12 protein-coding genes are annotated in these 16,391 nt (G+C 29.7%); 5 read left to right on the forward strand and 7 right to left on the reverse strand.

All coding sequences use genetic code 11. The annotated features are described in order from the left end of the window. Positions 1–43 precede the first annotated feature (43 nt). Positions 44–1,348 (forward strand): nucleotide sugar dehydrogenase, encoded by a 1,305-nt coding sequence (locus ABIN17_07995; protein MEO0284990.1) that lies wholly within the window; start codon positions 44–46, stop codon positions 1,346–1,348. Positions 1,349–1,445: 97 nt separating this feature from the next. Further along, complete coding sequence (locus ABIN17_08000) at positions 1,446–3,926, forward strand: SBBP repeat-containing protein (protein ID MEO0284991.1); 2,481 nt, start codon at positions 1,446–1,448, stop codon at positions 3,924–3,926. A 331-nt stretch (positions 3,927–4,257) separates the two neighbouring features. Here ABIN17_08000 and ABIN17_08005 read toward each other — a convergent pair whose 3' ends face one another. Further along, entirely contained in the window at positions 4,258–4,671 is a 414-nt protein-coding gene (locus tag ABIN17_08005; GenBank protein MEO0284992.1) for a secondary thiamine-phosphate synthase enzyme YjbQ, read from the reverse strand. A 72-nt stretch (positions 4,672–4,743) separates the two neighbouring features. On the opposite strand from ABIN17_08005, the gene ABIN17_08010 reads away from it, so the two are divergent. Genes ABIN17_08010 through ABIN17_08020 form a run of 3 tightly spaced genes read left to right on the forward strand, consistent with a single transcriptional unit; the run spans position 4,744 to position 8,398 of the window. Beyond that, positions 4,744–6,720 carry a hypothetical protein gene (locus ABIN17_08010; GenBank protein MEO0284993.1) on the forward strand — a complete coding sequence of 659 codons (1,977 nt, stop codon included), beginning with the start codon at positions 4,744–4,746 and terminating at the stop codon, positions 6,718–6,720. Continuing rightward, a complete protein-coding gene (locus tag ABIN17_08015; GenBank protein MEO0284994.1) occupies positions 6,717–7,607 on the forward strand; it encodes a sugar ABC transporter permease in 891 nt (296 codons plus the stop codon). The genes ABIN17_08010 and ABIN17_08015 overlap by 4 nt, the downstream gene beginning before the upstream one ends. Further along, the gene (locus tag ABIN17_08020) at positions 7,604–8,398 is read left to right on the forward strand and encodes a carbohydrate ABC transporter permease (protein MEO0284995.1); all 795 of its coding nucleotides are present in this window, start codon (positions 7,604–7,606) and stop codon (positions 8,396–8,398) included. Before ABIN17_08015 ends, ABIN17_08020 begins: the two co-directional genes overlap by 4 nt. A 1-nt stretch (position 8,399) precedes the next feature. Here ABIN17_08020 and ABIN17_08025 read toward each other — a convergent pair whose 3' ends face one another. From ABIN17_08025 to ABIN17_08050, 6 genes are all read right to left on the reverse strand, one after another. Beyond that, positions 8,400–9,410 (reverse strand): S1C family serine protease, encoded by a 1,011-nt coding sequence (locus ABIN17_08025; protein MEO0284996.1) that lies wholly within the window; start codon positions 9,408–9,410, stop codon positions 8,400–8,402. Beyond that, complete coding sequence (locus ABIN17_08030) at positions 9,407–9,817, reverse strand: zf-HC2 domain-containing protein (GenBank protein ID MEO0284997.1); 411 nt, start codon at positions 9,815–9,817, stop codon at positions 9,407–9,409. The genes ABIN17_08025 and ABIN17_08030 overlap by 4 nt, the downstream gene beginning before the upstream one ends. Next, positions 9,807–10,286, reverse strand: coding sequence for an RNA polymerase sigma factor (locus ABIN17_08035; GenBank protein MEO0284998.1), 480 nt, complete (start codon positions 10,284–10,286; stop codon positions 9,807–9,809). The genes ABIN17_08030 and ABIN17_08035 overlap by 11 nt, the downstream gene beginning before the upstream one ends. A gap of 61 nt (positions 10,287–10,347) precedes the next feature. Beyond that, positions 10,348–11,649 (reverse strand): T9SS type A sorting domain-containing protein, encoded by a 1,302-nt coding sequence (locus ABIN17_08040; GenBank protein MEO0284999.1) that lies wholly within the window; start codon positions 11,647–11,649, stop codon positions 10,348–10,350. 8 nt (positions 11,650–11,657) lie between these two features. Further along, a complete protein-coding gene (locus tag ABIN17_08045) occupies positions 11,658–15,485 on the reverse strand; it encodes a choice-of-anchor J domain-containing protein (GenBank protein ID MEO0285000.1) in 3,828 nt (1,275 codons plus the stop codon). Positions 15,486–15,497: 12 nt separating this feature from the next. Next, positions 15,498–15,764 carry a hypothetical protein gene (locus ABIN17_08050; protein ID MEO0285001.1) on the reverse strand — a complete coding sequence of 89 codons (267 nt, stop codon included), beginning with the start codon at positions 15,762–15,764 and terminating at the stop codon, positions 15,498–15,500. Between the last annotated feature and the right edge of the window lie 627 nt (positions 15,765–16,391).

The following is a 16,391-nucleotide window of genomic DNA, read 5'->3' on the forward strand; positions in this document are numbered from 1 at the left end:
TCATTTTTTTATTATAAGATAATTTATTTTTTATAATAAAAGCATGATTTCTGAAATTATAAAAAAAATTAAAAAAAGGGATTTAAAAATTGGTATAATAGGACTTGGTTATGTGGGACTCCCTCTTGCTGAACTTTTTTTAAAAAAAGGTTTTAAAGTTTTAGGATTTGATATATCTGAAGTAAAAATTAAAAATTTTAAAAAGGGTATATTCGGAATTGAGGATATAAATGAAGAATTTTTAAAGGAAAAAATTAATAGCAGTGAGTTTAATGTGAGTTATGATGAAAGAATAATAAAGGAAATGGATGCAATTTTTATATGTGTTCCAACTCCTGTTACAAAGGAAAGGGTCCCTGATCTTTCTTTTGTTTTAAATGCAGCAAATTCTGTTAAGAGAAATATAAAAAAGGGAGATATTATAGTTCTTAAATCAACTACTTTTCCTGAAACCACTGAAAAAATTTTATTGCCTATTTTTGAAGAAGATAATTTTAAAGTAGGAAGGGATTTTTATTTAGGTTATGTTCCTGAAAGGGTAAATCCTGGTGATAAAGAATTTACAATTGATAAAATTCCTGTTGTAACAAGCGGTGTTACAAAAAATTGTTTAAAGGTTATAAATGAGATTTATAAGGAAATAGTCCCTATGGTATTTCCTGTTTCTTCACCAAAAGTTGCTGAGATGGCAAAAATTTATGAAAACATGTTCAGGAATGTTAATATAGCCCTTTCAAATCAGATGGCTATTTTATGTGACAGAATGGGGATTGATGTATGGGAGGTGATAGAAGCAGCAAAGACAAAGCCTTTTGGTTTTATGCCCTTTTATCCAGGTCCTGGTGTTGGTGGTCATTGTATTCCTGTTGACCCTTATTATTTATCCTTTAAAGCAAAGGAATATGATATGGAGATTGATTTTATAACCCTTGCCGCAAAGGTTAATGATGATATGCCCTATTATGTAGTGGATAGAATTTTAAAAATTTTAAACAGGGAGAAAATACTTCCATCAGAATCAAAGGTGCTTATCTTTGGTGTTGCTTTTAAAAGGGATATATCTGATGTAAGAAATTCGCCCGCTATAAAAATTATTTCTATTTTAAAGGATATGGTAAAGAAAGTTGATTATATTGACCCTTATGTCCCTGAGATAAAAGAATTTAATAAAAAAAGTTTAAATTATAAAAAGAATATTTTAAAGAAATATGATTTAGTAATTATTTTAACTAACCATTCTATTTTCCCTTATGAGGAGATACTTGAAAATTCAAAATTGATATTTGATACAAGAGGGGTCTATAGAATAAAAAATAAGAAAATTTATAAACTTGGAGGAGGTAATTAGGCTAATTAAAAAATGTGACTTAAATCACTTGACAGATTCTACAAATAGATATATAACAATAGCAAGGTTCAAATCCTTTAAAACTCTTAAAATAAAAATGGATAAATTAATTTTCTTCATCTCAATAACCTGGGCATATGCCCTTGAAGGAATAAATCCAAACCAGTTGTCTTCTCAAAATGTTAAATCTTGGATAAATGATTATATTGGATTTGAAAAGAATTTCGGACAGGTAAAAGATTTTGAAGGAAAACCTGTAAAGGATGTTCTTATAAGGGCAAAACTTCCAAACTTTGGTATTTTCATAACAAGGAAAGGAGTATCTTATGTTATATACTCATATATAGGAAAGAAAAATTTTGATAAAAGGAATAGATTACTTCATCCAGAGGAAAACAAAAGTGAAGTTTCCTATGCAAGGATTGATGTTGACCTTATAGATGCAAATATAAAAGAGGAGAATATAGATTTTGAAGACCCTTTACCTGGATATACAAACTATTATCTTCCATCATGTCCAGATGGAGTTCTTGGAGTTATAACTTATAGAAAGGTGAGGATAAGGGAAATTTATCCAGGTATTGATTGGGTATGGAGATATGAGGATGGTAAAGTTCATCATCAGTTTGAGTTAAAGCCCTTTGCTGATATATCAAGGATAAGGATGGATATAAAGTATGCAGATGTTGAGATTAAAGATGGTAAGAAACTTATACTTAAAACTCCTATTTCTCAAATAGAGGATGGTGAAATTCTTGCGTATCAAGCTTCAAAAGAGGCAAAAGTTCTTTATGATTTTAAGGAAGGTTATATTACCTTTACTGCAAATTATTCAAGGGAAAATACTTTAATAATAGATCCACCACTTGCACTTTTATGGGCTACTTATTATGGAGGAAGTGATTGGGATGAAGGCTGGTCAATTGCAACGGATGTAGGTGGTAATGTTGTTCTAACAGGAGTAACTCATTCAGCTGATTTTCCAACATATAATCCAGGTGGAAATACTTATTATCAAGGAACAATAGCAGGATATGATGATGCATTCATATTAAAATTCAACAATTCCGGAGTAAGAATCTGGGCTACTTATTATGGTGGAAGTGATTACGAGTTTAGCTTTTCAATTACAACAGATCCAAATGCTAATATTTTTGTAACTGGACGCACAAGGTCAACTGATTTTCCAACATATAATCCAGGTGGAAATGCTTATTATCAGGGAACAATTGCAGGAGGTAGTGATATATTCATTTTAAAATTTGACATTTCCGGGGAAAGAGAATGGGCAACTTATTATGGAGGAAGTTCGTATGAAAGTGGTTATTCAATTACAACAGATGCAGATGCCAATGTTTTTTTAACCGGAGAGACTTCTTCAACTAATTTTCCCACTTATGATCCGGGTGGAAATGCTTATTATCAGGGAACATATGGTGGAGAATGGGCTGATGCCTTCATTTTAAAATTTGATAATTTTGGTGTTAGAAAATGGGCTACTTATTATGGTGGAGATTCTGCAGATGTTGGCATATCAATTACAACGGATGCAAGCGGTAATGTTTTTTTAACAGGAGGAACTCGTTCAGCTAATTTTCCTCTACAGGACCCAGGTGGAGGTGCATATTATCAGGGAACAAAGGCTGGATATAGTGATGTATTCATTTTAAAATTTGACAATTCAGGTGTAAGGAAATGGGCTACTTATTATGGAGGAAATTATAGAGAAGGTGGCTATTCAATTACAACAGATGTAAGTGGTAATGTTTTCTTAACAGGAAGGACTGAATCAACTAATTTTCCTACACAGGACCCAGGTGGAGGTGCTTATTATCAAACAAACGCAGGAGGAGATGATCCATTCATTTTAAAATTTGATAATTCAGGAGTAAGGCTATGGGCTACTTATTATGGAGGAAATGATAATGATGAGGGCACATCAATTACAACAGATGCAAGTGGTAATGTTTTCTTAACAGGAATAACTTGTTCAATTGATTTTCCTACATATAATCCGGGTGGTTATGCTTATTATCAGGGATATGTCGGAGCTTGTGAGGCATTTATTTTAGAATTTAACAATTCAGGTGTAAGAAAATGGGCTACTTATTATGGAGGAAGTGATGGTGAGTGGGGGGTCTCAATTGCAACAGATGTAAGTGGTAATATTTTTGTAACAGGAATTACTTCTTCAAATGATTTTCCAACATTTTATCCGGGTGGAAATACTTATTATCAGGTAGTATATGCAGGAAATGGTGATGCATTTATTTTAAAATTTGAAAGCAGTATTTCAGTTAAGGAAAATTTAAATTCTTTTAAGGAAAAAAATAATCTTTATGTATTAAGGAACTCAAAATCCCTTGTTTTAGTTTTTGATATAAAAAATCCCTCTGAAATAGAATTAGATTTCTATAACATAAATGGTTCATTAATTGAAAAGAGAGATTATGGGTATTTTGAGAAAGGGATGCAGAGGCTTGAAATAAACTTATCTGGAATTAATAAGAACACCTATTTTATAAAGGTTAAGATGGGAAAATATACGGAAACTATAAAGGTTTTAAATGTTGAATAAAAGATAATAGAAAATTTTATGTAAGAGTTTGTTTTTCATTAAAAATAGCAACTTTTATAGTCCAAAATTTTTAATTATTTCGGCAAGTTCAGGATTTTTCTTTATTTATTTACAAATAAGTCTTGGGTGCTGTTTTTCTATCCCATATTGCAAATCCTATTGTAAAAGCTACAATCCCTGCAAAAGCAGCAACAATCCCAATAAAAATATGAATAATTTTATAAAATCTTCTTTCAATTTGATAAAATTTTTTTAGTATATTCCTTGAAAAATCACATAGTTATACAGGTATTTACAGGGTTCTAATTAAATTTTAAGAGTCAGATTAAGCCTATTCTCCTAAGATTTTTACAACAACTCTTTTTCTTCTCTGCCCATCAAATTCAGCATAAAAAATTCTCTGCCATGGACCTAAATCAAGTTTTCCATCTGTAACGGGAACTATAACTTGGTGATGCATTAAGAGAGATTTTAAATGAGCATCAGCATTATCTTCACCTGTTAAGTGATGTTTATAATCTTTTTTATAGGGAGCCAATTTCTCAAGCCAATCTATTATATCCTCCATTATCCCTGATTCATAATCATTAACAAATACAGAAGCCGTAACATGCATTGCTGATATAAGACAAAATCCCTCTTTGATTCCGCTTTTTTTTACAATTTCCTCTATTTTATCAGTAATATGAACAAGTTCTTTTTTCTTCTTTGTATTAAACCATATATACTCTGTATAGGATTTCATCAATTGAAATTATATTTTTAAATTTGATTTTAAAACAAATTTTTTTTATAATTTTTTAAAAGGAGAGTTAAAATGGGTCTAATAAAGTTTTTAATAATTTTTCATACTATAACTGTAGATGGAAATATAACAGACTGGATAGGAACTCCTCCGTTAAAAATTCATGATTATACATTTTCTAATGGTGAATTTATTTATAAGGGAGATTTAAATGATTATAGAACAGACCTTGGAAATACTTTATATCTTGATTTAACAGAATTTAGATTAACATGTGATAATAACTGGATGTATTTTTTAATAAAATTTCAGGATATTGGACCATCAGATAAGGATTCAATACATGTTGAAATTTCTCTTGGAAATCCTGCTGATCCAACATCCTATAACTGGATAGGAGATGATGCTCAACTTGGTCTTTCAAACAGGGCACTTGCAGATAGAATAATAGCTTTTCATTCTACCTCGGAAGGTAATTTTGATATTGAACTATGGGATGGTGGTATATGGTATTCACCACCTACTTCAGGATATCTTGCTGTTATTAGTGATGTTAATGATTGTATTGAGGCAAGAATTTCTTTAAATGATATTGCAGATGGCTCATTACATTTACCTTCTGCTATTAGAATAACTCTTGTTACTTTTAAAAATGTTGTAGGATGGAATAATGATATTGATGCTACACAGGATATAGGTGGTTTTTTAATAAATGATGCAATTGATGTTATGGGAGGAAAAGTAAGTATAAATGAAAATGCCTGGTTTAGAGATTTAAATGATAATAAAGTAGATAAATTCTTTGATATACTTTTAAATAAAATTGGTAATGCAATAGAATTTACAAGGAAAATTGATGGAGACTTTTCAGATTGGATAGGTTCTTTACCTTCAAATATTCATGAAACAGTTATTTCAAAAAATGAGTGGATTTATAGAGGTGATACAAGTGATATGAGGCAAGATCCTGCAGGTGAGGATAGGTATTATGACTTAACTGAATTAAGATTAACTTGTGATTCTGTAAATCTTTATATACTTGCAAAATTTTATAAAATGATTTTTGAAGAAACTCAAATTGCTATTTCTCTTGATATTGATTCCAATTCCTATGATGATAAATTAATTCAAAATGGAGATGACACAGGGACACTTTTAGGATCCAATGTTCAATATTCAGAAAGGGAAATTCTTTTAACTGCTGATTCAGTAAATCATTCAGAAATCTTTCTTTTTGCTGATGATGGCTTTTTGTGGTATAACCCTGTATCACCTTATAAAATTGTAATAGACCCTTTTAATAAAACTCTTGAGGCAAGAATTGAGCTTGTTGATTTAAATTTAAATCCACAAAGCAGAATGATTATTTCAGCAGCCACTTATGATGCAAATGTTCAAGGTATTGGAAATTCACCAAACGGATCCGATGACCCAAATACTCCGATTGAAGAAGGTGATATGAGTGTAGATTATAATGTTTGTGATGCTATTGATGTAGTGGGGGGTAATGTAGGACAAAGGCAAAGTTCATGGGATAGAGATTTATCTGATGGAGATATAGATTTTTATTATGTTATCAGAATACAAAATATAATTCAACCTTTGGGGACAGAAGATGAATTTTTATATGTTGAGAATTTAAAAGATGGAATTTTGATAAAATACAGTTTATCTACTGGTTCAGAGATTAAAATACTTAGAAAAGACAGAAATTCAGATTTTAAAGAAATTTTTAGAACCAATATTAAAAGGGGAAGTTATTTTGATAGAAATGTAGTAAAAGGAGTTGAATATACTTATATATTGAAATCAGAAGAAAAGATTTTGGGGCCAATAAAGATTAAATATGAAGGGAGGATTGATAATGTAAAGGTTTATAATTTTAATTCTTTGTATCTAAGTTCATTAATAGAATTTAAAGTGATAGATTTAAGTGGAAGAGAAAGATTACTGAAAGGAAAGGGGATGGTAAGATTCCCAAATTTTAAAAAGGGTGTTTATTTTATAAGAGCAGATAATAGCACATATAAAATTTTAAAAATAAAATGAAAAGATTTTTTCCTTTTATTTTCATAATCCCCTTTTTAATTGTTTTTACTCTTTTTCTTTTTTTACCTCTTTTTTTTTCTCTTTACATAAGTTTTTGTAAAATAGAAAACTATTATAACATTTTTGAATCTTTAAAATTTGTTGGATTGAACAATTTTTTAAAAATTTTAAAAGACCCTGAAATTATATGGTCAATTATTGCAAGTTTTATTTATGGAATTTTATATGTCCCACTTTTAGTTATTATTTCATTATTTCTTGCAAATCTTTTAAATAATCCTTTACTTAAACTTAAAAGATTTTTTAGAACAATTTACTTTTTTCCTTTTTTACTTGATACCTTTGTTGTTGGTATTGTTTTAACTTTGATTTTTGCTTTCCCTTATGGTTTTATTTATAAAATTCTTTCCTATTTAAAACTTACAAGTTTTTTTAAAAAGGGATTTTTACAAGACCCTTATCTTGTTTTTTTAACTGTTTCAATTTCAATGGCTATAAAAAATTCAGGTTTTGGAATGCTTTTATTCCTTGCAGGAATGCAGTCAATACCAGAATCTATATATGAGGCTGCAAGAATTGATGGAGCAAATTCCATTCAGATTTTTAAAAAAATTACCTTTCCCCTTATAAAGCCAATTGTTTATTTTGTGGCTTTTTTTGGATTTATAGGAGCTTTTTCTGCCTTTTCAGAGTTTTATTCAATGACAGGAGGTGGTCCGCAGATTAATATTTTAAATTACACTTTAAGTGAAACAAGTGTTTCAGGTTTAGTTCTTTATAGATTTGCTTCTCAACTTAAGTTACCTGAAGCAGCCAGTTTTTCCTTTGTTCTTTTTATTCTCTTTTTAATTATATATTTTTCAACAAAAAAGTATAAGGAAGTATGAGAAGATATATATTGCTTTTTCTTTTTTCAATTCTTTATATTTTTCCCTTTTATTATATGATTCTTGTTGCTTTAAGACCTGAGGTTCTTTCATTTTCTATGAACATTTTACCTAAGAATTTAACCTTGGAAAATTTTGAAAGGATCTTCAAGTATCATTCTTTTGGGAGATATTTTTTAAACAGTTTAATTGTTTCTTTTTCAGGAGCCTTTTTTTCAACTCTTTTCGCCTTTTTGTGTGCTTATGCTTTTGCCAAGGAGGATTTTCCCTTAAAGAATTTTCTTTATAACATATTTGTTTCCACTCTTTTAGTTCCAGGTATTCTTTTTATGATTCCTCAATTTTTAATTGTTGTTTATTTAGGATGGCTAAATACCTTCTGGGGGCTTGTTGTTCCTCATCTTGCCAATGTTTTTGGTTTTATCTTTTTAACTGAATACATAAAAAAAATTCCCGATGATTTAATACATTCTGCTTTGATTGATGGTGCTTCAAAATTTTTGATTATTTTTAAAATTATTTTCCCCCTTTCTTTACCTATGCTATTAACAATTTTCTTATTATCCTTTCAATTTCACTGGAATAATTTCCTGTGGCAACTTCTTGTAACGACAAAGAGTAGTATGTTTACAATTCCTGTCGGTCTTGCCAGCTTAAGTTCTATGTATCAGGAATATTATGGTGCAAAAATGTCAGGGGCAACTCTTTCAATATTACCGATTGTTATTTTATTTTTAATCTTTCAGAGATATTTTATTCAGGGTATAATAAGGGGAGGATTAAAATTTTAAACTATTCTTCAAACCAATCCTTGAATAAATCTTTTAATTTTTCTTTTAATTTGATTTTATAACCTTTTTCTCTTTTTCCTATTTTTACCTTAACAGTTTTGATTTCATCATTTCTTTTTATTTCCATTTTTACTTCACTTCCTGGTGTTGTATTTTTTACATCATCAACAAAATCCTTTAAATCCTTATATTCATTTCCAGCGTAACTTAAAATAATATCACCTTCATTTAATCCAGCTTTCTCTGCAGGTGAGTCTTTAAGAATTCTTTTAATATAAATTCCTTCCTTTTCTTTATAATCTATCAAGACTCCAAGGAAACCTTCATAAATTTTACCTTTTTCCTTTATAAGATTAACTCTTTTTAAGATATGGTCATAGGTGTAACCTATTGTTTTATAAGGAAATTCAGAAAGTTTTGATTCAGGATAAAGGATAAATGGATGTTTTTCTTTTAATTCTTCAATATCTATACTTTCAAAAATCTCAAAAGAAACTCTTTTTCCTCTCAAAATTCCAACTATTTTTCCTTCTGTATTTAAAATTGGAGCTCCAGAAAAAGAAGGTGGAACATTACCTTCTATGAAGATTTTTCCTTTTTTTTCGTCGTATACAGTGAGTAGTAAGAAATTTCCTTTTCCCTTTATAGAGAAAGAAATTAGAAGTTTCGGAAAATTATGCTCGAATTTTGAGAATTCTGGAACTTTCAGATTTTCCTCAGTTTTTATAAGGGCAATATGAGTTGCTTCATCCCATCCCTCAATTTCTCCTTTATATTCCTTTCCCTCTATATCGTAAAAATATATATTTTCACCTTCTTCTACTTCTGGTAAAATTGTAATTATTCTATTTTTTTCAAAAGAAAATCCTGTGCTCCAGAGGTTTTTAAATTTTAATTCAAAGATTGAAGGTGAAACCTTTTTATAGAATTCAATTATTTCATCTTCAATTTTTTTAAGATTCTGTGAGTTTAAAAGATTTATGAAAATTAAAGTTAAAGTGATTTTTTTCAAGGCAAAATCTCCTCGTAGGAAACTTCGTAAATTGTGTCAGTATAATAAATTTTCACCGGTTCAATTTCCCTTTTATTTATTATGTTTTCCTTGATAGGTTTTTTTACAATACTTTTAACTTTACCTATTTCAAATATCTTACTTTCAAATATTATTCCGAGAATTATTAAAATAATAAGGGCAAAAGTAAGGGCTAATCTCAAATAATTTCTTTTTTCCCTTTTTATCTCATATGGAAATCTATTTTTCAGGGAGAAAGTTATAATTTTAATTGTCATTATATCTTCATAAATTTTTTTGCAGGATTCGCATATATTAATGTGTTTTTCAACTTCTTCTTTTTCTTTACTGTTTAGATATCCATCAATATAAAGGGAAATTTTATCAAGGAATTTCTTACAGGACATTTTTGAGCCTCCCTCTTAAATAAAATCTTGCCCTTGATATTCTTGATTTTACTGTTCCAATTGGTATTTTTAAAATTTTTGAAATTTCTTCATAGGAGTATCCATGGACATCTCTTAAAATGAATATATCTTTTAAAATAAGAGGCATTTTTTCTATCTCTTCTTCAATTTTTGATTTTAAAAGGTATATTTTAACAGGTTGAGTATTAATAAGGGGTTCTTTTTCTTCATCAAGGGGTATTTCTTTTTCCTTTTTCTTTTTTCTTAAATAGTCAATACTTTTATTTTTTGCCACTTTATATAAAAAAGCACTTGGATGTTTCACATTATCCATATTTTCATAAAATTTTATAAAGGTCTCCTGGACAATATCTTCTGAAATATCCCTGTCATAGACAATACTTTTTACATATCTTAAAAGTTTTTCTTTCATTTTACTATAAATTTCATTAAATTTTTTATCCTTCATATATTTTAAGACGATTTTTTTATATTAATGGTTCCATAATAAAAAATCAACTTTTATTAATTTATCTCAGAATTTTTATTGTTTTTAGAATTTTTTCTTCTCTCTCATGAGAAATTTTTAAAAAATATACTCCTCTTATATCAGGTAATAAAACAGGTATAATATAATTCCCAGGGGTTAAATTGTGGGATTTTTCTGAGAGTTTTTGGCCGAGAACATTTATTATTTCAATTTTTACAGTTTTTCTCTCAGGGATAGAGAGTTTTAAAAATAGTCTGGAATCAGATAAAGAATTTAAAATTTTAATATCATAGGGTGGAAGAGGTGGTATTCTTACCTTTATTTTGTTTAAGATTCTTGAATCTCCTTTATTGTAATGTCCTATAAGTGTATAAGTATAAACTTCATTCTCTTTAACATTTTCATCTATGTAGTTATAAATTTTTCCTTCTCTTTGAATTCTTGTTAAAAATTCTTGATTTTTCCTTAACTCAAAATAAAGTATTTCAGAGGATTCTGAATACCATTTCAATATAACCTTTGTTGGAAAAGGAAGTGCGATAAAATAAATTTCCATATTTCCTAAGGGCACATCAATATTTGCACTACCTTTCTGGTATCCAATCGAGTTTGATGCAAAGGCACTTGACCAGCCAGATAATCCCACTGCAAACCAGTCATAGGGAAGTAGTCTTTTCATTTGTAGAGCTGCAGAGTCAGTGGATTCATCTGATAATAACCATGTTTTTATTCCTGTTGTGTAGGGACAGTAATCAGATATATACTGATCTCCATCTATTGCATCAATATATAAATCACATCCATTACTGAAAGTCTGAGTGGTTCTGATTTCTACAATATCATGTTTTGCCGTGCACGAAAAAGGTGTTCCAGGATTTACACAGTTCATAGAAAGTTTTATGGTATCAATGTTTGCACTGTCAGGAATTGACGATGTGTTAAAAAGGACAAATCCATTAATAAGATAGGCTTCATTAATCCATATGTAATATCCGCAACCAATATCACAAGATCCTGAACAGTTATCAAAAAGACAGAAAAACCCATCATTCTCTCCGCATAATGAACCATCAGAACTATCTTTTGGAGCAAGAAGTTGATTTTTAAATTGAGGATAGATTAAGGTATCCTTGGTTAAATTATTAAATGGTATGTCAACAAAATTTCCGTTTTCATCAAAATAATGAATTGTCCTTGAAAAGATTCTAAGAACCAGTTTCCCTTTTTTATTTTTAAATAATTTTGAATTTTCAGTTCTTAATTCTTTAATCTCGTCTTTCTCGGAAAAACCCCTGTAATAATAATCTGAATTAATTGATAATATTAAAAGTAAAGTAAACATATATGATTTCAAATTTTTATTAATTTTTTTATTATTTCTTTTTCTTTGTATTTACCCTTTAAGAAAAATGTTCCCTTGGGGAGTTTTATTTCATCCGTGTCTAATGTAATTTTGTAAATTCCTGGAGATTTAATGAGATATTTTTTAAGGTGAATCCTTCTCCCAGAGTTATCAAAAATTTCTAAAAGAAATTCTCCTTTTTCAGGTATAAAAACTTTGAAAAAGAAAAATTTTTTAAAGGGGTTTGGGTAAGGCTCAGTAATAGTGAACTTTAATCCCTTAATATAAACAGTTAAAGGTCCTAAGGTTTTTATTGTTTCTCCATTTTCTTTTATGTCAATCTTATAGTTATATTCACCTTCTTGAAGGTTTTCGTCCTTGTAAGTATTATTTCCTTTTTGAAGGGATGCTATTTTCTCATAATCAGTGTTTTCTTTTTTTCTGAAAATTTCAAAATATTCACCTGTATTACTTTTCCATTTTAAAATAACGGAATTTCCCTGTGGAATAAGTATAAAGAAGGTTCCTTCCTCACCCAGCTGTTTTAGTATATCATATCTCACAGAGCCATAATAGGTTGAAAAGGTTATAGAATCACCGGGGTTTAGTGCAACAGGGTAATACCATAATAAAATTGCTGAATCTGTCCCAATAGCTCTTGATGAATCAACACGATAAGAGTATCCCGGATATGTGTTGGGGTGAACCCAGTGAATTATTGCAAGGGCATCCGGGTTGGTTGCTACACCGAAATCCTTTAAATATCCCATAGTTCTTGCAAGTGGGGTCTCATGAGAACCGGGTATAGAATCCTGACAAACAAAAAAATTATTGAGATTAGGTGAATAAAATTTTTCATTTGTAAGGAAAATGGATTCATTCTCAGGTTTTATTATTGCTCCATCATACACATCTATTTCTATATCCCATTCAATTCTCAATCCTACCCATTTTGGTGAAAGAGATTTGTTTTTAAATGTATACCTTGTTAAAATCTGATCATAATGCTGTCTTGAATTTCCCCAGACTGGACCATAAGAATAGTATCCATAGGCAAATATAAGATCCTGTCTTACAGAAACACCGTTATACCACCAGGTTTGAGTTAGCCCTGTTGAATTATCTGGCATAACCGGATTATTTGGCTGTGTTGTTGGTATATTTTGATTTCCAATTAATCTTTTCAAAGACACTTCCCTCACCCCTTCACCGGGTTTCGCATAAATAAAATTCTGTCCATCAATTCTTATAACTGCATCAGAACTCCAGGGAGAAAAAGATGTCCCAAAAAGTATGTTTAAACCATCATCTGAAGTTACAGCAGTATCACCCTCTTCATTTGAAAAGTGAGCAATTGAGCCATCGGTATTGTTATCGGTAGCTATTATTTTTACCCATCTATTCTTTACAGTATCAAGACCAGTTGGATTTTGCTCAGCTGGAGGATTTAGTGCCTGAAGTCTGATTCTTGCACTGTAGTTACTATTAATTGTTATAAATTGATCAGAGATTTTAGCATATATGTAATAATTTCCTGGTGTTAAACCTCTTGTATCCCACCTGAAAGAATCTGATGGGGAATCCTCAGAAATTCCAGAGACAATTAAAGTTCCATCATATCCTGCCTGGTTATTATCATAGAAAAGTGATATTACTGCGTCATCATCTAAATCTTCATCAATCCATTTTATCCATACATAACCATCGGCATTTATGTTAGAGTTTGGAAAATTTATTGTTATTGTTGGAGAAAGATTTGAAGGTTTCACAATTATATCTTCTAAATTTGAATCCTTACTTTCTTTATAAGGTGAATTCTTGATTGATCTTGCTACATAAAAATATTTTCCTGGTGATTTTCCTGTGATATTGTAAAAGGTATCTGTTATGTTATTAGATATGAGTGTTTTGGAAGAAAAGGACCATACTTTAAAATCATCAAAATAAAACCCAGGGTCATCTATTGCATCCCCAATAAATCTAAATCTAAATTTAACTGATTTTCCAGCATAACTAATAAGGGAATATTCCTTCTTTATCCAGTTACTATTACCACCCCTTTGTTCCCAAAGCACATTCCAGGATATACCGTTATTATCTGAAATTTCAAAATAAATAACATCATTGGAACTAAGGGAGTATTTTGTATTGAATTCCACTTTTCCCCCTTCTTCTATAAAGTAACTCACCTTAGTTGAAATATAAGAAGAGTAATTATTTGTATTCTCTCCTGACCAGAAACAGTATCCCTCAGAGAAAGCTGCCTCACCAGTTGGTATAAAGAAATCAGTTGACCAGTTATTAAGATTATCACAGGGGTCGTTTAAAAGAAGATTTGGAGAAGATAATTCCCATAGGACATATCTGTCAGCATTTTTAACCTTTGACCAGTATACTGTATAATTTCCGTCAGAATCCGTACCAAGAGGATAAATGTAAGGTGGAGATAATTTGTAAAATACACTGAAATTATCAACATGAAACCCTGCCTTTTGAACACTTCCGTCTGTTTTTAATCTGAATCTTACTCTTATAGTATCTCCATAATATATAGGTGGAATTAGGAGAGTATGAAGAACCCACGAAGCTAAATAACCTGTAAATGTATCTAAATCATTCCAGTTAAGATTATCTCTTGAAATTTGAACATAGATGTAATCGTAGTTTGTTTCAAGAGAGTCAAAATGATAAAAAGAAATGAAAACAGAATCATTTAAAGGATTAAAGGAAGATAAATTAATATAAGGTGAAAAAAGGTAATTATCTGAATTATTTTCATAGGTATTATCTAAATCTGTGGCAAAACAGTTTGGTGGTGAATAGGAACTTTTAGGTCCTCTCACCGGAGTGCCTAATTCCCACTCATCATAAATTCCACTGTGAGTCCATCCGCCTGGATTGCCTTGTAAGTCATAATTATCTGACCAATCAGGAACGATAACAGGTATTGCTGTAAATCTACCTGTTTTTTTATCATTTCCTGAAACTTCGTCACCTGTTAATTCTGTGGTGTCCACTACATAATATTCTCCACCGATGAGAGGTGTATAATTCCATACTTTTGTACTTTCTGCTCCAGAAGGTAGAGTAAAAATAGTTTTCAAATTATTAAATACCCATGTTCCATCTGTTTCCCTTTTTATTTTACATCTGACAGGGACATTTGATTGGTTATTTGTTCCATAGTTTCTTATTAAAGCACTTATTGTAATATTTTTGCCCACTATAGGATTAATCGGTGTAAATGAAAGGATTTTTACTCCCACATCATTAGGTTTTGAAATGGTCTTTGTAACAACTACATTATCTATACCCCATTCCCAATCATTATTACCCACATATTTAAAAGCAATTTTCACATTAGTTTGACCGATATAGGAAGAAAGATCATAGGTTCTTATATTTCCTAAATCATCATAAGTAAAAATTGCTATAATATTTGAAAATGTGCTCCCACCATCAGTGCTTAAAAGGACATAACCAGTGTCAGTTTGGTCACCTGAGTAATCATCATAATAATTCCAGAAGTAAAGAGAACATGCACTTGCACCTGAAAAATCAAGAAGAGGGGTTATAAGCCATTCTTTTTGATTTTCTATAGGAGAATAGTATACCCTTGCAATATTTCCCTGTGTTCCTCCGTAGTTATATTTATACCAATCATTGGTATTCCAAGTTGGAGGAGATTCATTTCCCTGATCAATAATTGACCATCCAGTAGGTGGATTATTTCCATAGGGACCCCAGTTAGATTCAAAATTTTCACTTAGAATTATTATTCCCCTTAAAGAGGAAAAGATAAGAAATGGAATTAAAATTTTAATTAATCTCTCCATTTATACCCCCTTTTATTTTTCTTTTAATTTTTTATCTTTTTCAAAATTTTTCAGATATTCCTCAACTTTATTGTTTTTGATTATTTCCAGTGCTTTTTTTATCTCTTCATCAGGATGATTTAGAAGTTCTTTTTCAATATTTTTTAGGAAGAGTTCTTTATTTTCTGATTTTTTATATTTACTTAAAATCCACCTTACTCTCTTTTCATTTATTTCAGAGGCATATATTACCCCTGAGATTATGATAAATCCCAAAAATATCTTAAAAAATTCCTTCATACTTCACCTCCCACTACTAAAATTATACAGTTTAGTTTATAAAAATTGCAATTTTAATAAACAAAATAAAAAAAATTTAGGTTAAAAAACATATATTTTTGACAAAATAAAATATTCCATTATTTCTCAAATTTTTTTCTGTTCCTTTGTTATTTATTTTAACAAAGAAAAAAGTATAAAAAATAATGATAGGGGAAAAATTAAGGGAGATTATCAAATTTTTTGAAAAATAGGCGAGGATATAGCAAAAGATGTTTTTTAAAGTTAAGGCTTACAAATTTTTAAAGATGAAGTGCAAAGGATTTTATGGAAAATTGCCTATGTTGAAAGATTTAAAGAGTAAATGTAGAAACATTTTGAAGTAGGCACCCCCTAAAAATCTTATTGAGTAAGAAAAATTAAATATTTTCATGGTATTCTAAATTAACTTGACAAAAACTTTTTTTTTAATATAATATAAAAATTATTTCAAAATTAAAATTAAAACAAAAAGGAGGTTATAAAATGAAAAAAATGGTAGCAATGCTCTTAGCGATAACAGGGTTTTATGCTCTTGAAGGTAATCAATCTGGTATTCCGGAAAAAATGGTGAAAAGCTGGACGAATGATTATATAGGATTTGAAAAA

This window comes from candidate division WOR-3 bacterium (assembly GCA_039803925.1).
GTDB lineage: Bacteria > Hydrothermota > Hydrothermia > Hydrothermales > JAJRUZ01 > JBCNVI01.